This is a genomic window from Nonomuraea sp. WAC 01424, assembly GCF_003947315.1.
In the GTDB taxonomy this organism is placed as follows: Bacteria; Actinomycetota; Actinomycetes; order Streptosporangiales; family Streptosporangiaceae; genus Nonomuraea; species Nonomuraea spiralis.
On record NZ_QHHZ01000004.1, the window covers coordinates 444358 to 467353 of the forward strand.

General features: G+C 70.8%; 24 protein-coding genes. 10 read left to right on the forward strand and 14 right to left on the reverse strand.

Annotated elements, in window-relative coordinates:
- Window positions 1-12: 12 nt before the first annotated feature.
- The 4 genes from DMB42_RS14195 to DMB42_RS14210 are packed head-to-tail and all read right to left on the reverse strand — an operon-like array spanning window position 13 to window position 4141.
- Complete coding sequence (locus DMB42_RS14195) at window positions 13-1848, reverse strand: acyl-CoA dehydrogenase (protein ID WP_125634562.1); 1836 nt, start codon at window positions 1846-1848, stop codon at window positions 13-15.
- 34 nt (window positions 1849-1882) lie between these two features.
- Entirely contained in the window at window positions 1883-2335 is a 453-nt protein-coding gene (locus tag DMB42_RS14200; RefSeq protein WP_125634564.1) for a MaoC family dehydratase, read from the reverse strand.
- 13 nt (window positions 2336-2348) lie between these two features.
- Window positions 2349-3227 (reverse strand): amidohydrolase family protein, encoded by an 879-nt coding sequence (locus DMB42_RS14205; protein ID WP_185844648.1) that lies wholly within the window; start codon window positions 3225-3227, stop codon window positions 2349-2351.
- The gene (locus tag DMB42_RS14210; protein WP_125634566.1) at window positions 3224-4141 is read right to left on the reverse strand and encodes an SDR family NAD(P)-dependent oxidoreductase; all 918 of its coding nucleotides are present in this window, start codon (window positions 4139-4141) and stop codon (window positions 3224-3226) included. The genes DMB42_RS14205 and DMB42_RS14210 overlap by 4 nt, the downstream gene beginning before the upstream one ends.
- A gap of 121 nt (window positions 4142-4262) precedes the next feature.
- Between DMB42_RS14210 and DMB42_RS14215 the strand changes: the two genes are divergently transcribed.
- Genes DMB42_RS14215 through DMB42_RS14225 form a run of 3 tightly spaced genes read left to right on the forward strand, consistent with a single transcriptional unit; the run spans window position 4263 to window position 7362 of the window.
- On the forward strand, window positions 4263-4736 hold the full coding sequence (locus DMB42_RS14215) for a MarR family winged helix-turn-helix transcriptional regulator (RefSeq protein WP_185844649.1): 474 nt from the start codon (window positions 4263-4265) through the stop codon (window positions 4734-4736).
- Window positions 4729-6222 (forward strand): long-chain fatty acid--CoA ligase, encoded by a 1494-nt coding sequence (locus DMB42_RS14220; RefSeq protein ID WP_125634571.1) that lies wholly within the window; start codon window positions 4729-4731, stop codon window positions 6220-6222. Before DMB42_RS14215 ends, DMB42_RS14220 begins: the two co-directional genes overlap by 8 nt.
- Before the next feature lie 21 nt (window positions 6223-6243).
- The gene (locus DMB42_RS14225) at window positions 6244-7362 is read left to right on the forward strand and encodes an NAD(P)/FAD-dependent oxidoreductase (protein ID WP_221762137.1); all 1119 of its coding nucleotides are present in this window, start codon (window positions 6244-6246) and stop codon (window positions 7360-7362) included.
- Between the two features lie 27 nt (window positions 7363-7389).
- On the opposite strand, the gene DMB42_RS14230 is transcribed toward DMB42_RS14225, so the two are convergent.
- The 5 genes from DMB42_RS14230 to DMB42_RS14250 all read right to left on the reverse strand — a co-directional run bounded on the left by DMB42_RS14230 (window position 7390) and on the right by DMB42_RS14250 (window position 13369).
- Window positions 7390-7947 (reverse strand): ATP-binding protein, encoded by a 558-nt coding sequence (locus DMB42_RS14230; RefSeq protein WP_125634573.1) that lies wholly within the window; start codon window positions 7945-7947, stop codon window positions 7390-7392.
- Between the two features lie 183 nt (window positions 7948-8130).
- Window positions 8131-9177 (reverse strand): ABC transporter permease, encoded by a 1047-nt coding sequence (locus DMB42_RS14235; protein ID WP_125634575.1) that lies wholly within the window; start codon window positions 9175-9177, stop codon window positions 8131-8133.
- A complete protein-coding gene (locus DMB42_RS14240; RefSeq protein ID WP_125634577.1) occupies window positions 9170-10726 on the reverse strand; it encodes a sugar ABC transporter ATP-binding protein in 1557 nt (518 codons plus the stop codon). Before DMB42_RS14240 ends, DMB42_RS14235 begins: the two co-directional genes overlap by 8 nt.
- Window positions 10705-11883 carry a substrate-binding domain-containing protein gene (locus DMB42_RS14245; RefSeq protein WP_125634579.1) on the reverse strand — a complete coding sequence of 393 codons (1179 nt, stop codon included), beginning with the start codon at window positions 11881-11883 and terminating at the stop codon, window positions 10705-10707. Before DMB42_RS14245 ends, DMB42_RS14240 begins: the two co-directional genes overlap by 22 nt.
- A gap of 70 nt (window positions 11884-11953) precedes the next feature.
- On the reverse strand, window positions 11954-13369 hold the full coding sequence (locus DMB42_RS14250; protein ID WP_125634581.1) for an amidase: 1416 nt from the start codon (window positions 13367-13369) through the stop codon (window positions 11954-11956).
- Window positions 13370-13664: 295 nt separating this feature from the next.
- Here DMB42_RS14250 and DMB42_RS14255 point away from each other — a divergent pair, with 295 nt between their 5' ends.
- Both DMB42_RS14255 and DMB42_RS14260 read left to right on the forward strand, forming a co-directional pair.
- A complete protein-coding gene (locus DMB42_RS14255) occupies window positions 13665-14474 on the forward strand; it encodes an IclR family transcriptional regulator (RefSeq protein ID WP_185844650.1) in 810 nt (269 codons plus the stop codon).
- Between the two features lie 100 nt (window positions 14475-14574).
- Window positions 14575-15108 (forward strand): chloramphenicol phosphotransferase CPT family protein, encoded by a 534-nt coding sequence (locus DMB42_RS14260; protein WP_221762138.1) that lies wholly within the window; start codon window positions 14575-14577, stop codon window positions 15106-15108.
- A gap of 49 nt (window positions 15109-15157) precedes the next feature.
- On the opposite strand, the gene DMB42_RS14265 is transcribed toward DMB42_RS14260, so the two are convergent.
- Together DMB42_RS14265 and DMB42_RS14270 are read right to left on the reverse strand one after the other, a co-directional pair.
- Window positions 15158-16384, reverse strand: coding sequence for a cytochrome P450 (locus DMB42_RS14265; protein WP_125634585.1), 1227 nt, complete (start codon window positions 16382-16384; stop codon window positions 15158-15160).
- The gene (locus DMB42_RS14270; RefSeq protein ID WP_125634586.1) at window positions 16381-17061 is read right to left on the reverse strand and encodes a TetR/AcrR family transcriptional regulator; all 681 of its coding nucleotides are present in this window, start codon (window positions 17059-17061) and stop codon (window positions 16381-16383) included. Before DMB42_RS14270 ends, DMB42_RS14265 begins: the two co-directional genes overlap by 4 nt.
- 222 nt (window positions 17062-17283) lie before the next feature.
- Here DMB42_RS14270 and DMB42_RS14275 point away from each other — a divergent pair, with 222 nt between their 5' ends.
- Window positions 17284-18177, forward strand: coding sequence for a hypothetical protein (locus DMB42_RS14275; protein WP_125634588.1), 894 nt, complete (start codon window positions 17284-17286; stop codon window positions 18175-18177).
- A gap of 15 nt (window positions 18178-18192) precedes the next feature.
- On the opposite strand, the gene DMB42_RS14280 is transcribed toward DMB42_RS14275, so the two are convergent.
- Entirely contained in the window at window positions 18193-19149 is a 957-nt protein-coding gene (locus DMB42_RS14280; RefSeq protein ID WP_125634590.1) for a helix-turn-helix transcriptional regulator, read from the reverse strand.
- 92 nt (window positions 19150-19241) lie between these two features.
- Between DMB42_RS14280 and DMB42_RS14285 the strand changes: the two genes are divergently transcribed.
- The 4 genes from DMB42_RS14285 (at window position 19242) to DMB42_RS14300 (ending at window position 22012) form a co-directional block, all read left to right on the forward strand.
- A complete protein-coding gene (locus DMB42_RS14285) occupies window positions 19242-19673 on the forward strand; it encodes a hypothetical protein (RefSeq protein WP_125634592.1) in 432 nt (143 codons plus the stop codon).
- A 10-nt stretch (window positions 19674-19683) separates the two neighbouring features.
- Window positions 19684-20892 carry a serine hydrolase gene (locus DMB42_RS14290; protein ID WP_125634594.1) on the forward strand — a complete coding sequence of 403 codons (1209 nt, stop codon included), beginning with the start codon at window positions 19684-19686 and terminating at the stop codon, window positions 20890-20892.
- Between the two features lie 168 nt (window positions 20893-21060).
- Window positions 21061-21336, forward strand: a complete 276-nt coding sequence (locus tag DMB42_RS14295; RefSeq protein WP_125634596.1) for a hypothetical protein — start codon at window positions 21061-21063, stop codon at window positions 21334-21336.
- A gap of 163 nt (window positions 21337-21499) precedes the next feature.
- Entirely contained in the window at window positions 21500-22012 is a 513-nt protein-coding gene (locus DMB42_RS14300; RefSeq protein WP_125634598.1) for a hypothetical protein, read from the forward strand.
- 22 nt (window positions 22013-22034) lie between these two features.
- Here DMB42_RS14300 and DMB42_RS54960 read toward each other — a convergent pair whose 3' ends face one another.
- Together DMB42_RS54960 and DMB42_RS14305 are read right to left on the reverse strand one after the other, a co-directional pair.
- Window positions 22035-22157 carry a hypothetical protein gene (locus tag DMB42_RS54960; protein ID WP_260477677.1) on the reverse strand — a complete coding sequence of 41 codons (123 nt, stop codon included), beginning with the start codon at window positions 22155-22157 and terminating at the stop codon, window positions 22035-22037.
- Between the two features lie 8 nt (window positions 22158-22165).
- Window positions 22166-22915 (reverse strand): Clp protease N-terminal domain-containing protein, encoded by a 750-nt coding sequence (locus tag DMB42_RS14305; RefSeq protein ID WP_125634600.1) that lies wholly within the window; start codon window positions 22913-22915, stop codon window positions 22166-22168.
- Between the last annotated feature and the right edge of the window lie 81 nt (window positions 22916-22996).

The window sequence follows — 22996 nt, forward strand, 5'->3', positions numbered from 1 at the left end:
CCGGTCCCGTGCTCAGAACGCCGCCTCGGGAACCTCCATGAGATGGTTGTCCGCCGTCTCGACGACCGCGCGGTGACCGTCGAGCAGGGGCAGCACGGTGAGCGCGAAGAAGCGCGCGACGGCCGTCTTGCCCACGTAGAAGGCGTGCGCGTCGGGGGAGAGGTCCCCCTGGTCCAGCCGGCGACGGGCCGTCGCGGCCTGACGCAGGAGCAGGTAGCCGACCATCAGGTCGCCCGCGCACATGAGCAGACGGGTGGTGTGCTGGCCGGCCTTGTAGTGTTCGCGCGGGTCCCGCTCGGCACGTCCGGTGTGGCCGAGCATCGCCTCGACCATGCCGGCGACGGCGTCCCGGGCCCTGGCCAGGGCCTCGCGCTCGCTCCGCAGGCGGTCGTCCCCGCCGACGGCGCGCAGGAACTCGTCGATCTCGGCCAGGACGACGTCGACCGCGGCCCGGCGATCTCTGACGATCTTGCGGAAGAACAGGTCCTGGCCCTGGATCGCGGTGGTGCCCTCGTACAGGGTGTCGACCTTGGTGTCCCGTACGTACTGCTCCAGCGGGTAGTCCTGGAGGTAGCCGGAGCCGCCGAGCACCTGGAGGGCGTGCGCGAGCTGCTCGTACGAGCGCTCCGAGCCGACGCCCTTGACGATCGGCAGCAGGAACGCGTTCACGGCGCGGGCCTCGCTGACGTCGGTGCCCGTGCGCTCGCCGGCCGCCACCCGGTCCTGCCAGTCGGCGGTGTAGAGGACCAGCGCCCGCAGCCCTTCGGCGTACGCCTTGGTGAGCATCAGGCTGCGGCGTACGTCGGGATGGTTGACGATGGTCACCTTGGGCGCGTTCCGGTCGCCCAGCCGGGTGAGGTCGGCCGACTGGATCCGGGTGCGCGCGTGGTCGAGGGCGTGCAGGTAGCCCGTCGACAGAGCCGCGACGGCCTTGAGGCCGACCATCATGCGGGTGTGCTCGATCACGTGGAACATCTGCGCGATGCCGTTGTGCACGTCGCCGAGCAGGAATCCGACGGCGGGCTCCCGCTCGCCGAAGCGGAGCTCGCACGTGGTGGAGGCCTTGATGCCCATCTTGCGTTCGAGGTTGGTCGCCCGTACGCCGTTGCGGGCGGACGGCTCGCCGCTCTCCTGGTCGAACAGGAACTTCGGCACGATGAACAGCGACAACCCCTTCGTGCCCGCCGCCTCGGCCCCCTCCGGACGGGCCAGCACCAGGTGCACGATGTTCTCCGCGAGGTCGTGCTCGCCGGAGGTGATGAAGCGTTTGACCCCTTCGAGGTGCCAGGTCCCGTCCTCCTGCCGGACGGCTCTGGCGCTGCCGGCGCCGACGTCCGAACCGGCGTCGGGCTCGGTGAGCGCCATGGTGGCGCCCCAGCCTCGCTCGACGATGTGCGCGGCGATCCTGCGCTGCTCCGCGGTGCCCTCCCGGTGGACGACCGCGGCGAACGGCACCCCGGTGCCGTACAGGTGGGCCACGGGGTTGGAGCCGAGGAGCAGCTCGGCCACCGCCCAGACGAGCGTGCGCGGTGCGGGTACGCCGCCCAGCTCCGGCGGGGCCTCCAGCCGCCACCACTCCGCGGCGCGCAGGGCGGCGTAGGACTTCTTGAGCGACTCGGGCACGACGACGTCCCCCGTGCCGGGGAAGAAGGCGGGCGGATTGCGGTCGGCGTCGGCGTACGAGGCGGCCAGCGGCCCTTCGGCCAGCCGGGTCACCTCCGCGAGGATGTCCCGGCAGGCGTCGCGGTCCAGCTCGGAGAAGACGCCGGAGCCGAGGAACCGGTCGATGCCGAGCATCTCGAACAGGTTGAACTCGATGTCGCGGACGTTGCTTCGGTAGTGGCTCATCGGCCCGGCCTCTCCTCCGTCACGGGGGCGTACGTCAGTGGTAGTAGCGGAAGACCGGCTGGGCGACGCAGACGGGCTTGTCGCCACCCTCGGCCGACAGGGTCACGTTGAGCACGAGCTGGACGCCGCCGCTGATCTGCGTGACGTCGGCGACCACCGCGTGCAGCCTGATCCTGGCCCCGGAGGGCACGGGAGCGGGGAAACGCACCTTGTCGAGCCCGTAGTTGACCTTGGTGGTGGCGTCCTGGACGTCGAGCAGGTCGCCCCACAGAGGGATGATCAGCGCGAGGGTCAGGTAGCCATGGGCGATCGTGCCGCCGAACGGCCCGGCGGCGGCCGCGACGGGATCCACGTGGATCCACTGGTGGTCGCCGGTCGCCTCGGCGAAGAGGTCGATCCGGTTCTGGTCGACGGCGAGGTACGGGCTGTGGCCGAGGTCCCGGCCGACCAGGCCGGGCAGTTCGGCGACGGTGACGGTCGTGGTCATGACGGATCTCCGATCATTGCGGCAGGCCGAGCAGGCGGCCCGCGTTCTCCTTGAGGATCTTGGGACGGACCTCGGGCTTGATGTCGAGCCGGTCGAAGTCGGCGATCCACCGGTCCGGCGTGATGAGGGGGAAGTCGGAGCCGAACAGCACCTTGTCCTTCAGCAGCGTGTTGGCGTAGCGGACCAGGTTCGGCGGGAAGTACTTGGGCGACCAGCCCGACAGGTCGATCCAGACGTTCGCCTTGTGCGTGGCGATGGCCAGAGCCTCGTCCTGCCAGGGGAAGGACGGGTGGGCCAGCACGATCTGCAGGTCGGGGAAGGTCGCGGCGACCTCGTCCAGGAGCATGGGGTTCGACAGGCCCAGCCGGATGCCGCCGCCGCCGGGAAGCCCGGCTCCGATGCCCGTCTGGCCGGTGTGGAAGACGGCCGGTACGCCGAGCGCGGAGATCGCCTCGTACAGGGGGAAGGCCGCGCGGTCGGTCGGGTCGAAGTTCTGCAGGCTCGGGTGGAACTTGAACCCGCGCACCCCGTGCTCGGCCAGCAGCCGGGCGGCGGCGCCGACGCCGGCCTCGCCGCGCAGGGGGTCGATGCTGGCGAAGGGGATGAGGACGTCGGGGTGGCGGGCCACCGCGCGGGCGACGAACTCGTTGCTGATGGGGGGATGGCCGGTGGCGCGTTCGTGGTCGACGGCGAAGACGACCGCGGCCATGGCGCGCTCACGGTAGACGCCGGCGACCTCGTCCACGGTCGGGGTGCGGTGCTCCGACTTGAAGTAGGCGGCGGAGGCCTCCATCAGGTCACCGCCGAGCGAGGTGTGGCCTTCGTCGTCCACCTCGACGTGGACGTGCACGTCGATGGCCGTGAGCGAGGAGAGGCTGATCGGCTGGGTCATGCGCGCTGCTCCAAGGGCTGGGGGACGGGCTCGCCGACCGTCTGGGCATGCGGGCCGAACGTGGCCGGCCAGGTCTCGGCCAGCGCGTCGGCGCTCCAGCCGTCGTCGGTGAAGGCGCTGACGATCTGCTGCGGGTGTGACCAGAGGCTGACCTTGTCGCCGCCGACGCCGATGGCCTGCCCGGTGACGTCCGCGGCGGCGTCCGAGGCGAGGAACGTCACCACGCCGGCGGCGTCCGCGGTCGATCCGAGTGCGACGGCGCGCCGGGCGAAGGAGGACAGCTTCTCGCCCCTGTCCAGCGCCTCGACGTGCTCGCGCAGGAACGGCACCGTCCTGGTCATCTCGGTGGCGGCCACCGGGATGACCGCGTTGACGGTGATGGCGGCCCGGGCCAGCTCCATGGCCCAGGTGCGGACCATGCCGACGATCCCCGCCTTGGCCGCGGCGTAGTTCGTCTGGCCGAACGTGCCGCGCTGGCCGGTGGGCGATCCCACGCAGATGATGCGTCCTCCCTCGGCCTGCGCGCGCATGTGCACGGCCGCCGCGCGGGCACAGGTGAACGTGCCGCGCAGGTGGACGTGGACGACGGTGTCGAAGTCCTCGTCGCTCATCTTCCACAACACCGTGTCACGCAGGACGCCGGCGTTGGCGACCATGACGTCGAGCCGGCCGAACGCGGAGACCGCCCGGTCGACGAGGCTCTGCGCGGCTTCGGCGGTGCCGATCGCGGCGGCCTGCGCGACGGCGGTGCCGCCGGCCGCGGTGATCGACTCGACGGCGGCGTCGGCGGCCGACGGGTCGATGTCGTTGACGACCACGCTTGCCCCGGCGGTCGCCAGGTCCTGGGCGTAGGCCAGTCCCAGCCCGCGTCCGGCCCCGGTGACCACCGCTACTTTCCCTGTCAGATCAGCCATCGGCCTCTGCTCCCGTCGCTCTCGCCTCTGTCGAACCTTGGGCTGGACCGTACGCAAAAATAGATGATAAAGTCAATAACTGAAAAGTTCCTTCATTGACAACCTCTACGAGAGGGTTGCCGTGAGTGCACAAGACGTGGGGCTGCTCGACGACACAGGCTTCCTGCTGGCCCATGCCAGCGGCGCGATCGTGCGGCTGACCAACGCCAGGCTCGCCCCCTTCGAACTGCGGGTCCGCCACTACTCCGTCCTGTCGCTGGTGTGCGACCGCGACGGGCTGACCCAGCGCGACATCGCGGAGTTCCTCGGGATGGACCCCAGCCCGGTGGTCTCGCTCATCGACACGCTGGAGGCCCGAGGTCTGATCGAGCGGCGGCCCCACCCGGTGGACCGCCGGGCGCGCGAGGTGGTGGCCACCCCCGAAGGACACGCCGTGCGCGAACGGGCCCAGGTCGACGTCGCCGCCGCCCGCCAGGACTTCCTGAAGGTGCTGCCGCAGGACGAACAGGACCAGTTGCTCGTCATCCTCAGGCATCTGGCCGTCGCCCACCTCGGCCAGGACCCCGTGGACGCGGGCGCGCCCTCCGATGCGTAACCAGGGTCTGGGCTCCTGGGCCCTCCGCCGTGCTCGTTCCACCCCTCATCGGACCGCCCTCGTGGCGGGGAACGACGAACTGACCTACGCGCGCCTCGCGGAACGCTCCACCCGCCTCGCCCACACCCTGCGCTCGATGGGGACGGGACCCGGCGACCGGGTCGCCTACCTCGGTCCCAACGCGCCCTCGTTCGTGGAGACCATGTTCGCCGTCCACCTGCTTGGGGCGGTGTTCGTACCGCTCAACACCCGGCTCACGGCGGCGGAGCTCAGCTTTCAGCTCGACGACTGTGGCGCGTCCGTGCTGCTGTACGACGTCCGGCACGACGAGGTGGTGCGGCAGTTGCGGGTGGCCGCCGCCCCCGTGACCGTGACCATCGGCGGAGACCCGGCCGCCGCCGACTACGAGACCCGGCTGCGGGCCGCCTCCGCCGAGCTCATCGACGAACTGGTCGGGCACGCCGACCCCGCGATGATCCTCTACACGTCCGGGACGACGGGACGGCCCAAGGGCGCGGTCCTCACCCACGGCAACGTCATCTGGAACTGCCTCAACGTCCTCATCGAGATCGACATCACCGGCGACGAGGTCACCCTGGTCAGCGCCCCGCTGTTCCACGTCGCCGCGCTCAACATGACGCTCCTGCCGACCCTGCTCAAGGGCGGCCGCGCGGTGCTGATGACCGGCTGGGACGTCGAGACCTGCTTCGACCTGGTCGAGCGGCATCGAGTCACCTGGATGTTCGGCGTACCGACCATGTTCGCGGACCTGGCCCGCGCGTCCCGCTGGAGTTCGGCCGACCTGTCCTCGATCCGCTCCCTGCTGGCGGGGGGCGCCTCCGTGCCCACCTCGCTGATCGCCGCGTACCAGGAGCGGGGGCTGCGGTTCCTCCAGGGGTACGGCCTCACCGAGGCCGGCCCGGGAGCGTTGATCGTCACGGCCGACATGAGCACGGTGAAGGTCGGCGCGGCGGGCGTGCCGCACTTCTTCTCCGACGTCCGGCTGGCCGGACCAGGCCTGGACGGCGGCGGCCCGGAGGGCGAGCTGCTCATCAGCAGCCCGACGGTGATGGCGGGCTACTGGGGCAGACCCGACGCGACCGCCGCCGCCGTCACGGACGACGGCTGGATCCGGACCGGCGACGTGGCCCGGGTCGACGAGGACGGCTACTACTCCATCGTCGGCCGCCTCAAGGAGATGTACATCTCCGGCGGCGAGAACGTCTATCCCGCCGAGGTCGAAACCGCGTTGCTGCTCCATCCCGCGGTGGCGGAGTGCGCCGTGATCGGCGTGCCCGACGAGCGGTGGGGCGAGGTGGGGCGGGCGTTCGTCCGCCTGAACCCCGATCGTCCGGCCGCAGAACAGGAACTGCTGGCCTTCCTCGACGGCAGGCTGGCCAGATACAAGATCCCCAAAACGGTCCGGTTCGTGGACGAGCTGCCACGAACCGGGTCCGGCAAGATCCACCGCGGCCTCCTGCGGTGACCGACCCATGACGAAGGGAACATGATGTCGGACGTTTTGATCGTCGGCGGCGGCTTCGCCGGAGTGTGGAGCGCGGCCGCCGCGGCGCGCCTCCGGGGTGACGACGACCTGCGCATCACGCTCGTCGCGCCCCACGAGGACCTGGTGCTGCGGCCCCGGCTGCACAAGCTCGACCCCGCGTGGGCCCGCGTCCCCCTGAAGCGCATCCTGGAGCCGATCGGCGTGACCCACGTCAGAGCGGAGGTCACCGGCCTCGAGGTCGGCGGCTCGACGGTCACCGCGGGCGGCGACACGATCGGCTACGACCGGCTGGTGCTGGCGGCCGGCAGCCGGCTCGTGCGAGCCGGCCTGCCGGGCGCGCGACACCTGTTCGACATCGACAGCGCCGACGGGGTGGCACGCCTGAACGGCCACCTCGGCGACCGTACGGGCCTCACCGTCGTGGTGATCGGGTCCGGTTTCACCGGGCTGGAGATCGCCACCGAGCTGGCCGGCCGCGGGCGCGTCATCCTGCTGGAACGCGCGGACGTCGTCGCGCCCGAGCTGGGCCCGGGGCCCCGGCCCGTGATCGCGGCGGCACTGGCCGAGCTGGGCGTCGAGGTGCGTCTCGGGGTGAGCGTACGGTCGGTGACCGAGCAGGGCGTCGTCCTGGCGGACGGCGAGAGCGTCCCGGCCGACGCCGTCGTCTGGACCGCCGGGATGCGGGCCCACTCCCTCACCGAACAGATCGCCGCCGAGCGCGACGGGCTCGGCCGGCTGCGGGTCGACCGGCATCTGCGCGTCTCGGGCGGGGTGTTCGCCGCCGGGGACGTCGCCGCGGCCATGGCGGACGCCTCGAACCACGTGGTGCAGAGCTGCCAGTTCGCCACCCCCATGGGCAAGGCGGCTGGTCACAACGCCGCCGCCGACCTCCTCGGCCTGCCGCTGGTGGACTTCACGCCCGACCCGTACGTCACCTGCCTCGACCTCGGCGCGGCCGGCGCGGTGTTCACCACCGGCTGGGACCGCGCGGTCGCGCTGACCGGGCAGGACGCCAAGGACCTCAAGCGGACGATCCTGGAAGTGATCCACCCGCCGCTCGACGACACCGAGGAGATCCTCCGCCAGGCCGGTCAGCAGAGTAACGAGGTGACCGGCTGACGGAGGCCACGGTACGGTGCGGGCCGCCTACGCCGGCCCGCACCGTCCTGCGTGCGCCCGCGCGATGGCCGTCTCCCGGGCGACCGCGAACCAGACGACCTTGCCGGTCTCCGTACGGTTGACGCCCCACCTCTCGGACAGCGCCTCCAGCAGGAACAGCCCGCGTCCGCTCTCCTCCTCGGGGCCGGACAGCCGGGCCGCGGGCAGCGGGGCCGTCGAGCCGTGCTCCTCGACCTCCAGCCGCAGCACACCGTCGTCCTGCGACATACGGACGTGCACCGGCTCGGTCGTCTGCGCGACGGCGTTGGCGACCACTTCGGTGACGAGCAGTTCGGCGGTCGCGGTGTCGCCGAACCCCCAGCGCCGCGCCTGCGCGCCCACGCTGTGCCGCACCGCCGGCACCGAGGCGACGACGGGCGGGAAGACCCAGGCCCGGCGGCGTTCGGTCCGCGAGCCGCAGTCACCGGACGTGACGACGCGGGTATGGACCCGCAGAGTGCGCGTACGGCGGATCGAAGGGTTGGCGGACGAGGCGTGACGCCGCAGGTCCTCGCTGCCCCGGATCTCGCAGTCGGAAGTGCTCATGGTTTCCCCCGCAGATGGTGTGAGCGGGCCCGGAGGCCCGGATGAACTCCTCACATCTCCAGCCTCCGACGCGGGGCCGGCGGGGATAACCGGGGAACTACGTGTTCACGATTCAGTTACGTAGGTAGTGGGCCACGTACGTCCGGTGGTCCGGATCGAGGTGGCCCGCCGCGCCGTCCGTCCTCAGGGTCTTACGCGCCCGGACCGGCGCCTGCTGATGCCGGCCAGGCCGACCGCGATGAGGAGCGCCGCGCCGTTGAAGACCTGGCTCACCCATGAGGGCGCGCCGACCAGCGTCAGGCCGCTGACACTGACGGCGACGAACAGCACCCCGACGACGGTTCCCAGGACGGAGGGCCGTCCCACCTCGAAGACGATCGTGCTCAGGAAGACCGCCGTCAGCGCGGGGAACAACATGTTCATCCCGTTGTCGGAGGTCGCGGCCCCTTGGCGGGCCAGAAGCAGCACGCCGGCGACACCGGCCACCAGCCCGGCCAGCGCGAACGACAGGAACGTGATCCTCGGGACGTTCAGGCCCACCAGGCGCGCCGCGCTCGCGTTGGAGCCCACGGCGAACAGGTGGCGGCCGAGCGGCGTGTGCCGCATCACGAACCAGACCGCCACGGCGATCACCGCCGCCGCCACCACGATCCGCGGAACCCCGAACACCGACAGGGATCCGAGGTCGGTGAGCGACTCGGGGATGTCCTTGCTGATCTGCAACCCGTTGGTGTACGCGAAGACGGCGCCGCCCAGCAGGGTCGCCATGCCCAGCGTGGCGATGAAGGGGTTGATCCCGTAGCGGGCCACCAGCAGCCCGAGCACCGCGCCCGCGAGCGTGCCGGAGACGACGGCCAGCAGGATCGCCACGGGAAGCGGCAGCCCGAAATGGGACACCGACGCTGCCGCCACGACGGACGACGTCGCGGTGACAGCCCCCACGGAGAAGTCGAAGGAGCCGGCCGCCATGGGGAACAGCAGGGCGAGCGCCACCGTGAGCCCCACCGCCTGGCTGGCCAGCACCGAGCTGATGTTGGCCGCGCTGCGGAACGCCTCACCCGAGGACGGCAGGAGGGCGAACACCAGGATCATGGCGACGAGCAGCAGGAGCAGGCCGTACCGTTCGACGAAGCCGGCGACGCACCGGCCGCGGCCGGCGGGCGGGTGCTGCCCGCGCGACGTGGCCAGGTCGCTCGGCAGCGTCGCCGAGTCCGTTGAAACGTCAGTCACGTGTCGACTCCTTGCGGGCGGTCTGGGTGAGTCCGGCGATGGCGGCCTCCGTGAGCCGGGGGCCGTCGAGCTCGGCGACCTGCGTCCCGTCGCGCAGGACGATCACGCGATGGCACAGGGCCTCAAGCTCCTCGAAGTCCGACGAGACGACCAGCGCCGCGTTGCCCCTGGCCACGTGCTGCCTGACGAGCTCGTGGATGTCGTCCCTGGCCGGCGCGTCGACGCCCTGGGTGGGCTCGTCGAGCAGCAGCAGGCGCGGGTCGAGCCGGAGCCAGCGGGCCAGTACGGCCTTCTGCTGGTTGCCGCCCGACAGGTGGGTGAAGGGGGCGTCCGCGGTGGCGGAGCGGATCCCGAAGGTCTCGATCAGGCCGATGGCGTCGCGCCGCTCGGACGCGCGGGCCATCCGCCAGCCGGACCAGTACTTGCCGATGACCGTCGCGGAGACGTTCTCCCACAGCGGCAGATCGGCGAAGGCGGCGTCTCCGCCGCGGTCCTCGGGCACCAGGGCGACACCGCGCCGGATGGCGTCCCTGGGCGACCGGAACCGGGCGGGCACCCCGTCGACCTCGAACCCGCCGCCTTCGGGGCCGGCCTGGCCGAAGAGGGTGCGCAGCAATGTCGAGCGGCCGGATCCCAGCAGCCCGGCGATGCCGACGATCTCGTGCCGCCGTACGGACAGCGAGACCTCGCGCAGCGGACCGGCCGCCAGCGCGCCGACCTTCAGGACCGTCGGGGCGTCCGCTCCCGGGCCGGAGCGGGCGGTCTGCCTGCGCAACTCCTGGCCGGTCATGAGCGTCACGATGCCGGACTCGTCCAGGTCGGCGACGTCCTGATCGGCGACCAGGACGCCGTCGCGCAGGACGGAGATCCGGTCCGCGATCGCGAGCACCTCCGGCAGGCGGTGACTGACGTAGACGATGGTCTGGCCCCGCCGCTGACACCGGCGGATCGCCTCGAGCAGGACCTTCGCCTCGTGCTGCGACAGGCTCGCGGTGGGTTCGTCGAGCACGAGCGTCAGGTGTTCGTCGCCGTCGCGCAGGGCTCGGGCGATGGCCACCAGCGTGCGGTCGCTGGGCCGCAGATCCCGGACCAGGGTCTGCGGATCGACGTCGACGTGCGCCTGTTCCAGGATCGTCCGGGCCGATCGGCGCAGCTCCCGCCAGGAGATGGCCAGTCCGGCCCGCCGCGGATAGCCGCTCTCCAGGGCGAAGTTCTCACTGACCGTCAGGTCGGGAACCAGCCCCAGGTCCTGGTGCACGAAGCGGAGCCCGGACCGGCGGGCGATCGCCGGTCCGTACGAACCCGTGGCGTGTTCCTGACCGCGGATGGTGATCGTGCCGCCGTGGTCGGCCTGGTGGACCCCGGCGAGGATCTTCAGCAGCGTCGACTTGCCGGAGCCGTTGCCGCCCAGGAGGGCGTGCACCGAGCCCGGCGCGATGCCGCACTCCACGTCGCGCAGCACCGGTACGCCGTCGAAGGTCTTGGTGATCCCGCTCAGCCGGACGGCCGCCGCGGGGGCGCCGCCGGTCATCGCGGCGAGCCGTTCCACGTCTTGGCGTACGCGGCGGCGAAGTCGATCGGGCCGACGTACTCGGCGCCGGGGGCGGGAAGGTTGCGGTCCTTGTCCACGATCTGGATCCCGATGCCGGCGGGGGCGACCTGTTCGCCGTTGAAGACGCGGTTCAGGGCGTCGATCGTGGCGTAGGCGCGGTAGCCGTTCGAGGCGCCGAAGCAGTACTGCTGGCCCTTGCCGCCACGGATGTAGTCCAGGTTGTCGACCTGGCATTCGTTGCCGATGACGACCAGGTCCTTGCGGGGGCTCGACACCAGGGCCGGCTGGACGCCCGCCACGAAGAAGTGGTCGACGTCGACCGCGACGACGTTGGCCTGCGGCGCCTGCACCAGCGCGGTCTCGAACTTCTGCCGGAGGTTCGGCACGTCGGCAGGCGCGATCTTCACCGTGTTGACGATCTCGCACCCGCCGCAAGTGGCGATCCGATCCGTGAAGCCCTTGGCCACGTAGTCGCCGAAGGAGATGCCGTGGAAGGCGATGTGCAGCACCTTCGCCTTGCCCTGGGTCTTGGCGATGGCGAGATCGGCCCTCATGGCGCCGAGCCGGGTGTAGAAGTCGGCCAGTCTCGGCATGTCGGCGCTGTAGCCGGCCGGGGCGTCGAACTGCGGGGAACTGCCGTCCTGCGTGGGGTCGTCACAGTCGAACCCGCTGAACGAGGCGATCTTCACGCCGGCCTTCCGCGCCTCCACCAGGGCCTGCCGTACGGGGGCGCAGTCCACCGAGACCAGCACGATGCCGGTGGCCCCCGCCGCCGTGGCCTGGCGGACACAGGTGGACATGCCGCCGTTGACGTTGTTCAGGCCGTCGCACACCTGGGCCTTCCAGCCCAGCTTGGTGGCCGCCTCGGTGAGCTGTTCGGCCTGGTAGGCCAGAGCGCGGACCTGCTGCCACGCCGTGATCACCCAGACGTTCTCGTCCTTCGCGGGGGCGGGGCCCGACGATGGCGGTTCGGAGTAGGTGCCGGTGTAGCCGTTCTCGACGGCCTTCACCGCCGCGTCCAGCACGGCGGGGGAGGTGCCGGAGGCGCCGCCCGCCTCGCCCGGCGAGGCGTCGCCGCAGGAGGCCGGGGAGAGGCAGGCGGCCAGGAGGATGGACAGGAGGGAGGCACGGGAATTGAGGGGAGCGTTGACCATGACGAGCGTTCCTTGATCTGGCCATGCTCTCGTCCGGGGACGGCTGAGCGTGGGGGGTTGGGGGAGTCGATCAGATCGCGTAGCGGGGTGGGCGGGCGGCGGTCCAGTCGGTCGCCGTTTCCATGGAGTGGGCCAGGCGGATCAGCGTGGCCTCGTCGAACGGCGCGCCGATCAGCTGCGCGCCGATGGGCAGCCCGTCGGCCGAGGTGTGCACGGGCAGGCTGATGGCGGGCTGGCCCGTGACACTGGCCACCGAGGTGAAGGAGACCATGGCCAGCGCGCTGGGCATCGCGGTCTCGGGATGCCGGTTGGCGTCGTCGAGCACGGCGCCGAGCCGCGGTGGCGGCCCGGCCATGGTGGGGGTGAGCAGGACGTCGAAGTCGCGCCGCCACTGGGCGACCACCTGCCGTGACTCGGTCTGCAGCAGGGCCACGGCCTGCGCGTAGTCGCCGGCGTCGATGTCGCGCACCCGCAGCCACCGGTGCCGGTTGTACGGCTCGGCGAGCTCGGGTTCGTCGAAGGGATGCACGTAGAGGGACGTTGGGATGATCTTCTCCACGTACGCGTGCCCGCCTTGCGGGCTGAGCAGGAAGGGCTGGACGGGAAAGACGTCGTGACCCAGTTTTTCGAGCAGGTCGGCGGCGACCAGGGCGGCGTTGACGCATTCGGCGTCGACCGGGAGCCCGGTGGGGGCGTCGAGGAGCAGGCCGACACGCAACCGGCCCGCCTCCCGGCCCAGCTCCGCCGCGAACGGACGGGCGGGGGCGGGCGCCTGGAACCAGGCGAGCGGGTCGGGCACGCTGAGCGCGTCCAGGATGGTGGCGGCGTCCTCGACGTAACGGGTGATGACCCCTTCCGTCGTGCAGTACTCCCACCACGACTGAAGGTGCTGAGGTATCCGCGCCCGGCTGGGCTTCAGCCCGACCAGGCCGCACGCGGACGCCGGCATGCGCAGTGATCCGCCGCCGTCGTTGCCGTGCGCGACGGGCGCCATGCCCGCGGCCACGGCGGCCGCCGCGCCGCCGCTGGAACCCGCGGGCGAACGGGTGAGGTCCCACGGGTTGGCGGTCGCACCGTAGCGGGCGTTCTCCGTCGCGGGCAGCGTGCCCATCTCGGGGGTGTTGGAGCGGCCCATGAGGATGAAGCCGGCCTCCAGCAGCCGATCGACGACCAGGTCGTTCACCGTACGGGGAACGCTGGAGACACCGCGCGAGCCCATCGTGTTGGGCTGCCCGGCGACCGAGGTCAGGTCCTTGACCGGGAGCGGCACGCCGTGGAACGGTCCCGTCGGCGCGCCGGACAGCAGTGCTCGTTCGGCCGCGCGGGCGGCGGCCAGAACCGCCTCGTCATCGTGCCAGATGATCGCGTTGATCTCCGGGTCGAGCCTGTCGATCCGGTCCAGGTACGCGGTGGCGACTTCGGTCGGGCTGAGGTCCCGGGCACGGATCGCACCGGCCAGCCTCACCGCGGACGCGAACAGGTCCATGAGTCTCCTCCCATCACGGCTCCGCGGCACGGTCCAGGCCGTGGAGCCGATCGATTGCCCCGATGGTCGGTGGCGTTCAGGTGTGTGGGCGGATCCGCCGAGAAGTGCTTGCGACCCTCGGGCGTCCGGGATGGCGTGGATGCTCCTACGACGGTGGTCGAAGGCTCGTAGGGGCCTGTGTGTGGCCGGCTGTTCGGACGAGCGAGTCACCCGGCACGTCGTTCACGTGCGTAGATGTGCTCGACATGCGGCCACGTTAAGCCCAATGTTCCACATAGGCGTACAGTATTCTGCTATGGAGAATCCGCGGCCTCCGTACCCTCTCAACTCCGTCGACAACGCGCTGCGTATCCTGCAGATGTTGCGCGACCAGGACAGCATCCGGGTGAGCGAGGTGGCCGACGAACTGGGCGTGGCCCGTTCCACCGCCCATCGCCTGCTCGCCATGCTGGTCTACCGGGGCTTCGCCGTTCAGGACGACAACCGCGGCTACCTGCCCGGCCCCTCCCTGTCGGCCCCCCACGTCTCCACCGGGATGCCGCTGCGCTCGCTGCGCCGCGTCCTGCTGCCCCACATGGACGCCTTGTGCGAGCGGGTGGGGGAGACGGTGAACTTCGTGGTCCGCGTGGGCACGCAGACCCGGTTCCTCGCCACGGTGGAGTGTCCGCAGGTGCTGCGCGTGGGGGACCGGCAGGGCACGATCCTGCCGGCCCGCCTGTCGTCGGGAGGCCAGGCGCTGCTGGCCCGCCTCAGCGACGCGGAACTGGCCGAGCTCTACCACACGGGCGAACCCGATCAGGCGGACGGACGGCGTCCGGGCACGGCCCGTCCCGGCGATTCCGACGCTCCCGAGACGATGTCGCCCGACGGCTTCCACCGGCTGATCACGTCCCTGAGGTGGGTGCGCGAGCGGGGGTACGCGCTCAACCTGGAGGCGACCGAGGTCGGCATCTGCGCCATCGGCATGTGCGTCGTCGACCGGTCCGACCAGGCGGTGGGCGCCCTGACCATGGCGATGCCCACGTCCCGGTTCTCCCGGGATCGGCTGCCCTCGCTGGTGGCCGAACTGCGCTTCACCGTGACGCGGGCCGGCAACGACCTCTGACCCGCGTCCCGCCGCCGTCCGTACGGCCGCGCCTTCCGTGGGAGGCGCGGTGGATCATGGAGGGGTGGAACCACTGCCCTCGCCCCGCGGACCAGGCCGCGTGATCCTCCTCAACGGCGCGTCGAGTTCGGGGAAGTCGTCCCTGGCCCGGTCGCTCCAGCAAGCCCTGGACACCCCGTTCCTGCACGTCTCCTCCGACCAGTTCGTCGAGGCGGGGATGCTGCCGCCGCGGCGCGAGCCTGATGGGCCGTTCGCGTGGTGGACCCAGATGCGGCCCCGGTTCTTCGCCGGGTTCCACCGCTGCCTGCCCGCACTCGCCGACGCCGGCAACGACCTGATCGTGGAGCACATCATCGAGTTCCCCGCCTGGCGGGACGACCTGGCCCGCCTCCTGGGACACCTGGACGTCTTCCTGGTCGGCGTCCACTGCGACCTGGACGAGCTCGACCGGCGGGAACGGGCACGCGGCGACCGGCAGATCGGCGAGGGCCGCGGCCATGTCGAACTCGACCGCATCCACACCTTCGGCCCCTACGACCTCGACATCGACACGACCTCGGGCGTCACGCCCGCCCTCACCACGACCGTCCTGGACGCCTGGCGACACCGCACCGCACCCCGCGCCCTGCGGTGACAGCCCGCCCCCGGACCTCAGGCGACCGTCTCGGCCGCTTCCGGCGTCGTCACCAGGTCACGGGGAGTTCGTACACCCCGTACACCTGGCCGTCGTGCTTGAAGGGGATCTTCTCGAACTCGGTGGCCAGGGCGAGGGTGGGGATGCGCTTGTAGAGGGTGCCGTAGGCGACCTGCAACTCCATCCGGGCCAGGGGCTGGCCGAGGCACTGGTGGACGCCGAAGCCGAAGGCCACGTGCCGGCGGGCGTCGCGGCGTACGTCCAGTTCGTCCGGGGCGGGGAAGACCTCGGGGTCGCGGTTGCCGATGTCGTTGGCCACGATGATGCCCTCGCCCGCGCGGATGAGCCGGCCGCCGACCTCGATGTCCTCCGTCGCGACCCGGCGGCGTCCGCCGTGGGTGATGTTCAGGTAGCGCAGCAGTTCCTCCACCGCGCCCGCGATCAGCGAGGGGTCCTCGCTCCCGCGCAGCAGCGTGAGCTGGTCGGGGTGGCGGAGCAGGGCGAGGGTGCCGAGGGCGATCATGTTGGCGGTGGTCTCGTGACCGGCCACGAGCAGCAGCACGCCCATCTGGGCCGCCTCCTGCCTGGTCAGCTCGCCCGCCGTGACCCGGGCGGCCACCTTGGACAGCAGGTCGTCCCCTGGATGGTCGAGCTTGTCGCCGACCAGCCCGTCCAGGTACTGCCTCAGGCGCCCGCCCGCGGCGGCCCTCTCCTCGACCGACACGTCCCGCTTGACGATGATCTTGCTGTTGTCCTGGAAGAAGTCATGGTCGGCGTACGGGACGCCGAGCAGCTCGCAGATCACCAGCGACGGCACCGGCAGCGCGAACGCCTCCACCAGGTCCACCGGCTTCGGCCCGGCCAGCAGGTCGTCGATGAGGTCGTCGACGATACGCTGCACGGCCGGGCGCATCTGCTCGACCCGTTTGACGGTGAACGCCCCTTGCACCATGCGGCGCAGGCGGTGGTGCTCGGGGTCGTCCATGAGGATGAAGCTGATCGAGCTGTCGGGGCGCCTGGGGGTCAGGATCGGCAGCGGGTAGCCGGGCCGGGTGATGTCGGAGCTGACGTGCGGATGGCTCAGTACGGCTTTCTGCTCGGCGTACCCGGTGACCAGCCACACGGTGCCGCCGTCGCGCAGCCGTACCCGGGTGAGCGGCGTGTCCTGCTGGAGCGCTTGCAAGGCCGGCGGCGGGTCGAACGGGCAGGCCGCCGCCCGCACGCCGGGGAACTCGGGCAATGTGCCGGATGTGTCCTGGTCCGGGATGGCCGTCATGACGGTGTTCCTTCCGTTCGATGGGTCCGGTCGGCCGCGCCGGTGGTGGCGGGGGCCGTCCAGATCGCCGCGACCACGTCGATCAGCCCGGTCGCGGCGTCGTGCCAGGTCGGCCGTACGGTGGGACGGCCCTCGGCGAGGGCGCGCTCCCGCTCTGCGCACATGTGCACGACGAGCCGGCCGGCCATGTCGGCACGTTCGGCGCGTACCTCGGGGGTCAGCCGGGGGAGGCAGCGCCGCAGGCCGTCCACGACGCGTTGCAGGGTGGGCGAGGTCAGCGCCTCCTCGCTCATGATCTGGCGCAGGGCGGGGTCGGTCATCACCTGGGCGGCGAAGCGGGCGTACCAGGTGGGGGTGCCGAGCCCGGACAGGTACTCCGTGAGCGAGCGGACCAGGCACCCGACCCAGTCGCGTACCTCGGTCGAGCCCTCGACCTCGGCCAGCATGCGGCGGCGCAGGAGTTCGACGTCCTCGGTGCGTTTGCGCACGATGGCGCGGACCAGGTCGGCCTTGGTGCCGAAGTGGTAGCCGACGGCGGCGTTGTTGCCCTGGCCGGCGGCCAGGCTGATCTGGCGGTTGGAGACGGCGTACACGCCCTGCTCGGCGAACAGCCGCTCGGCGGCGGCCAGGATCTGCTCACGGGTGGCGTTGACCCGCTCGGCCCGTACGGCGCTCATCGACATCCGCCATGACTCACCGGCACTCTCCCTTGTCAGGTCCAGGTAACCAACGCGGACCGGTGTAAGTCAAGCGACTGCTTTAAACGGACGGCCTGCGATGACAAAGATCGTGGAATGCCGGACACTGACCGGATGGATGGAATGTCCGATCCCGCGGACCTCGCCCTCTGGGCCCTGCACTGCTACTGCCCCAACGCGATCCGAACGCCGCATCAAGTGGTGTCAGACGGAAACAACGGACGGGCCCTGTACGCGGCACGTCACGGCGCCGCGAGACGTGATCTGGACATCTCCGACGAGCAGTTGGCCAAGCTCCTGGAGTTCCGCCTTGTGGAACGTGACGGCGAGCGGCTTCGAACCGCCTTCCCGGTGCTGGGCCCTGGTGAAATGGGCCCTTTGCGGGCGGCCCTGCGACGCCTGGCGATCCCGCTCGTCGACGCCGTCGAAAAGCCGGTACGAGAGCTCGCCACGGAACTGCGGCGCCGGGGGATCGGCCACAGCCTGTACGCGATGGTGTTCGGTTACGCGCTGGACCTGCTGTTGTGGCAGCGATTACGCGCCGAGGAAGCCGTGCCCGACACCACGTTGACCGCCGAACGCCCCTGGTGGAACGGGGCGTTCTGGGCCATCCACCCACCACGCGCCGACAGTTCCGGCACGAATTTCCACCGCCTGACCGAAGATCTCACCCTGGTGGCCGTCTGGTCGGACGCCACCCTGCGCCGCCTGTACGACCTGGCCGCCACACCCCGGATCGCGGAGGCGCTGCGAGATCGTCACGTGTCCGTGGTCACCGATCCGGAAGGACATCACTGGCGTGTGCGGCTCGACGACGGCCGCTCCGCTCTGCCGCTCGTCGGCGTGGGCGACGTCCTCGACGAGCTCGCCTCCGCGATCGCCGCTCCCGTCTCGGCTTTCCTGCTGAGCCGTGCCTGCCAGGAGGCGCACCGGTACATCACCACCGGTGACCGGAAAGTGGCCACCGTGGTCATCTCCCATGAGCTGATCTGGGAGATCACCGAGCAGCTCATCGCGCGCGGCGCCTGCACCCGCGCGCCCCAGGGCGAAGATCTGACCGGCCTGCTGTTCCTCCTGGCGGCCCGGAGTTCGTGATCGCCGTTGACGCTGTCAACCGCCTGCTGAGGGAGTGGCCTGCCACTGTACGGCGGGGCTCTGCGTGCCGGTGAACGACGAGGAGCTCCAGCTCGGCGGGGCACCCGCGTGATCTTCGTCCGCCGTTCCCGAGGTCGCGTACAGCGTGCCCTGGTCGGCGGGACGGACGAGGAACGGGCCGCAGGTCCTGATCTCGTCGGTGCCGTCGAAGTCGAGCAGGCAGTGGCGCAGCGTGAACCTGTTCCTGGTCAAGTGGTATTCGCGGGACCTGAGCAGGTCCTCCTTGAGGTTCATCGGCCAGAGCCACACGGTGACGCCGCCCTCGACCACGCCCCGCCCCACCGGCTTCGCCAGCGCCGAGATGACCAGGCCCTCGGGCTTACGCTCGATGCAGGGCAGGAAGAAGATCTCGGCCTGCTCCACGTACGCCCACCCCGGCCGGCACGACGCGGTCGCGGGGGTGGCGGGCGGCGCCGGCGGAAAAGGCGCGGGCGGCCGGGGCCACACGCCGCGCGGCCACACGTCCGACACCAGGAGCCCGGCCACCACCGACACGGCGAGCAGGCCGCCGATCGGCAGCAGCAGCCGGACGCGCCACCGGGAATTGGTCCGCCCATGCTCTCGCCGGCTCTGATCAATCGGGCCGGCGGGCGTGTCCGGGACGGCCGGCTCAGGGCGATCGAGTGCGTTCTGAGCCGCCTGGGCTCGCGCCAGGCGGGCCTTCCACTCCTCGACCTGGCCGTCGCAGGCGCGGACGTAGGCCACCAGTGCCTCCGTCGTGGGCAGGCGGTGCCCGGAGTCGGCCTGCGACAGGACGTTCGGCGCGACGTGCGTCTTCTCGGCCATCGTCCGATAGGGCGGGTCGCCCGCCTGGGCACGTAACTCGCGCAGCCCCAGCGCGAAGGCCGTCACCGGGGTGCCGTCGTGAACGAGTGGCTTCTTGCGCCTGCCGCGCCGCGGGCCGTCCGGCACCAGTCAACCTCCTGCTCGGCATTTGATCGCAATGATCGTAAGGCTTGGTGGAGGTGTGTGATCAAACTCCTCGTCCCACATGATTCTGCCGCATGAACGTCTTCAAGATCGGCGGCGCCGCCGTCGTCGCCGCGCTCACCGTCGTCCCGGTGGTGCCCGCGTCGGCTCGGTCGCTGCCGGAGTGTTACGGCCAGCGGATCGTACGGGAGCAGATCCGGACCAACGGTGTGATCGGCACCTACCTGGACGTGTTCTACACCTCCTCCAACGCCACCATCTGCGCGTACGTCACCACCACCGAACAGTCGCAGAACACCCGCAAGCGCATGCTCGTCGCGCTTCGCCAGTGCGCGGAGCGGGAGTCCGGCTGCTCCACCTGGTCGACCCTCAGGACCGACAACGAGCTGACGCGCTCGGCGAGGCTCGCCGTCAAGCGGACGAAGCCCTGCTTCCAGGCATTCGGCGCGACCCAGTGGGGCGACCACCAGTGGGGCCACGTCACCACCTCGGCCATCTGCCCCTAAGGGACACACCATGATCACACGCCGCAACCTGCTCACGATCGGCGAGGCCGCACTCGCCCTGGGAGCCCTGCCCGCGCGCGCCGCGTCGGCCACCGGGATCGTGACCGACGAACTCGCCCCGCTCGACGCGATGATGCGGGCCTTCCTCGCCGAACGCGACATCACCTGCGCGCAACTCGCCGTCGCCAAGGCGGGCCGGCTGGTGCTGGCCCGCGGCTACGGTTCGTACGGCCCGGCGAACACCGCGGTCCAGCCGACGAGCCTGTTCCGGGTCGCGAGCCTGAGCAAGCACATCACCGCCGCCGCGATCATGCGGCTGGTCCAGGAGGGCAGGCTCCGGCTCTCCGACTCCGTGGCCGACCTGCTCGGACTCTCGCTCGCCGCCGACCCCAGGCTGGTCACGGTCAGCGTGCGCCGCCTCATGCAGCACCTCGGCGGCTGGGACAAGACGGCCGCCGGACGCGACTACATCTTCTCCGACCGCGACATCGCCGCGGAGCTCGGCGTGCCGCTCCCGATCGGGCTGGGGCACATTCTCCGGTACGCCACCAGCCGCCCGCTCGACCACGACCCCGGCACCCGCTACTCCTACAACAACTACAACTTCCTGCTGCTGGGCCGGATCATCGAGAAGGTATCGGGCCTTGACTACGCGACGTACGTCAAGAACAAGGTGATGGCCCCGCTGGGCGTGACCCGGCCGAGACTGACCACCAACCCGGGCACCGGCGAGGTGCCCTATCTGTCCAAGTACACCACCACGACCGTGCTCGACGAGTCCGGAAAGGTCGTGCCGTACCCCTACGGCGGCACCAATTACGCCAACTGCGACTCCTCGGGCGGCTGGGCGGTCTCCGCCGTCGATCTCGTCCGGCTCACGCGGATCTTCGACGGCACCACCTCGGTGCTCACCCCGGCCTCGGTCTCCGCGTTGCTGGCCAAGCCGGAGACCGGCGCGTTCGAGAGCGGATCCTGGTACAGCGGCGGCTGGTTCGTCCGATCCGTGGGCAGCGGGCTCAACCTGTGGCATGCGGGTTCGATGCCCGGGGCCTTCGCCGTGCTGAGCAGGACCCACAACGGGATCGTGCTGTGCGCGACCTTCAACAGGCGCGAGGAGTCCGGCTCGCCCGACTTCGACGCCTTTCATGATGAGCTCTACGACGCCGCTCAGGCGATCAAGACCTGGCCTGCCGGCGACCTGTCCTCGCAGTACTTCTGACCAGGCATCCGTTGACCCGCAGCTGTGGGCCGTCTGGGCCATGTGCCGCATTTCTGACGAACGGCGTTCACCGTCCACGTCCGATGTTGGACACCGCCTTCCGGTGGCGCGCGCCGGGGCGCGGGGCAGAGAAGTGGTACCCCGTCCCTTCGGAAGAAAGGGAACCTCGTGATCACATCAGCGAGACGGCTCGCCATCGTCTCGGCCTTCGCCCTTGCCATGGCGGCTCTGCCTGCGTCGTCCGCCTACGCGATGAGCTCGTGGGTCTGCACCAGCGGTTCTCGTACCTATTTGGGCAGCGTCGTGGGCTACCACATACTGGGGTCCGGCTGCACCGGGGCAGGTTCGGGAGCCGGCTCGATCACCATCCCGTGGGGCACCTACGGCTGCGCGGTCATCAACCCGACACCCCAACTGGGCCTCGTCAGCGGGCTGAACTGCTGATCGCCGCCCGCGGTCGCCGCGAGCGACTGAGGATCCGGCGCCGCCGGATCCTTGCCCGCCGGGCCTTGCCAGGTCAGGCGGGCGACCGTCGTTCCACGCCGCACCCGGTGACCCAACCTATGATGATCCCCTTATGTGGCGAAAAATCGGGATAGTTGTGGTCTTGCTGCTGACCGGTTGTTCGACGGGGGAATCGAAGGACTGGCTGCTCAAGGATCCGAGCCGATGGCCCCTGGCGGCCTTGCCGGGTTCGGCCTCCAGGTCGGGCATGCCGAACGGGGCGGAAAAGGTGCTGGCGCGGATCCGGGTCGCGAAGTACGACATGGTCCCCTGGATCCACAGCAAGGGCGTGTGCGGGCTCGCCGACCAGGGATCCTCCGACGCCAACTTCAACATGAGCCAAGACCTGACGAAGTCGGAGGGCAACGTCGTCACCGCGGAAGCGGGCTTCGCGGGGCCCAGGGAACCCATGGTCGGAAGCGACTGGGAGAGCACGGTGACGCTGTGGTGCACGCCCACCCGGATGTTCGTCACCGTCGAGGCGAAGGATCTCGAAAAGGTGCAGTTGTTCGGGAACGCGGCGGCCAAGAAGACCAAGGGGAGACTGACGGTCGTGGTGGGCACGCCGGAGGCGGTCAAGGAACCGCTCCCCGACGCGACGCTGATCGGTCGCTAGGCCGCGCGCTGGAAAGGAACGATCACCGCCTGTCGAGAAGAAGCGGGAGCAGGATCAGTAGCCAGAAGACGGCGACGGCCGCCACGCTGAGCAGGACGCGGGCCACGCGGACCGGGGCTCGCCGCCGGCGGGTCGGGGTACGCACGGCCGTCGTCACCGAGGCTCGGACGTGGAGCCCTGGCTCTGCTCCAGGCGCTCGATACGTTCGACAAGCGGCTGCAACTGTTGCTGCACCGCCATGGCCAGCGCCTGCGCCGGATCACCGGCGGCCGAGGTCTGGGCACGAAGGTGCACGTAGCCGGCCAGGGCCGCCGTCACGGCCCGGCGGACCAGCCGAGGTTCGGCGCCCAGCGCCCGCAGCACCTGCCCGGCGGTGCCGTCCGGCTCGGTGATCAGTCCCAGGAGCAGGTGCTCGCAGCCGACGTAGTTGTGCCCGAGCGCGGTCGCCTCGGTGACCGTCAGTTCGAGGGCGGCGGCGGCGGGATCGCTGAAGTGCACCGAGGAGTCCCCGCCGGCTCCGCCCTCTTCGCCGGACGCCTGCCGATCCAGGTCACGCTGGACCTGTCCAGGGTCGATCTCGACCGCTTTGAGCACGTGCAGCGCCAGGTTCTGCCCCTCGGCGAGCATCCCGGCCAGCAGATGCCCGGTGCCGACGTTCGGCGCCGCGTCGGCGCGGGCCCGGTCGACGGCCAGCTTGACGACCGTACGGGCGCGCTCGGTGAACCGCGGCAGCCGTTCGGCCAGATCGTCGGCGCCCAGCTCGCCGAGGGCGGTCTGGCGGATGGCGGTGATCCGGCGTACCGCCTGCTCCAGCGCGCGCTGGCAGATCGCCGACACCGGGACGCCGGCGGCCTTGACCGCCTCGGCCAGTTCGTCGGGCAGGTACACGTTGATCTTCGGCACGGCGTCATCCTCCGAGCTTGGGGTTATCGGCGGGTTACCTCCTACTTATACACCCTCAGGGGTTACATGTCGGCGAATTAA

What these genes read in the sequence shown, in the direction of transcription:
- DMB42_RS14205 (WP_185844648.1), bottom strand. Translation starts at nt 3,227, where the DNA reads ATGACCCAGCCGATCAGCCTCTCCTCGCTCACGGCCATCGACGTGCAC.
- DMB42_RS14210 (WP_125634566.1), bottom strand. Translation starts at nt 4,141, where the DNA reads ATGGCTGATCTGACAGGGAAAGTAGCGGTGGTCACCGGGGCCGGACGC.
- DMB42_RS14285 (WP_125634592.1), top strand. Translation starts at nt 19,242, where the DNA reads ATGAACGTCTTCAAGATCGGCGGCGCCGCCGTCGTCGCCGCGCTCACC.
- DMB42_RS14250 (WP_125634581.1), bottom strand. Translation starts at nt 13,369, where the DNA reads ATGGACCTGTTCGCGTCCGCGGTGAGGCTGGCCGGTGCGATCCGTGCC.
- DMB42_RS14225 (WP_221762137.1), top strand. Translation starts at nt 6,244, where the DNA reads ATGATGTCGGACGTTTTGATCGTCGGCGGCGGCTTCGCCGGAGTGTGG.
- DMB42_RS14200 (WP_125634564.1), bottom strand. Translation starts at nt 2,335, where the DNA reads ATGACCACGACCGTCACCGTCGCCGAACTGCCCGGCCTGGTCGGCCGG.
- DMB42_RS14220 (WP_125634571.1), top strand. Translation starts at nt 4,729, where the DNA reads ATGCGTAACCAGGGTCTGGGCTCCTGGGCCCTCCGCCGTGCTCGTTCC.
- DMB42_RS14245 (WP_125634579.1), bottom strand. Translation starts at nt 11,883, where the DNA reads ATGGTCAACGCTCCCCTCAATTCCCGTGCCTCCCTCCTGTCCATCCTC.
- DMB42_RS14195 (WP_125634562.1), bottom strand. Translation starts at nt 1,848, where the DNA reads ATGAGCCACTACCGAAGCAACGTCCGCGACATCGAGTTCAACCTGTTC.
- DMB42_RS14270 (WP_125634586.1), bottom strand. Translation starts at nt 17,061, where the DNA reads ATGAGCGCCGTACGGGCCGAGCGGGTCAACGCCACCCGTGAGCAGATC.
- DMB42_RS14230 (WP_125634573.1), bottom strand. Translation starts at nt 7,947, where the DNA reads ATGAGCACTTCCGACTGCGAGATCCGGGGCAGCGAGGACCTGCGGCGT.
- DMB42_RS14290 (WP_125634594.1), top strand. Translation starts at nt 19,684, where the DNA reads ATGATCACACGCCGCAACCTGCTCACGATCGGCGAGGCCGCACTCGCC.
- DMB42_RS14255 (WP_185844650.1), top strand. Translation starts at nt 13,665, where the DNA reads ATGGAGAATCCGCGGCCTCCGTACCCTCTCAACTCCGTCGACAACGCG.
- DMB42_RS14265 (WP_125634585.1), bottom strand. Translation starts at nt 16,384, where the DNA reads ATGACGGCCATCCCGGACCAGGACACATCCGGCACATTGCCCGAGTTC.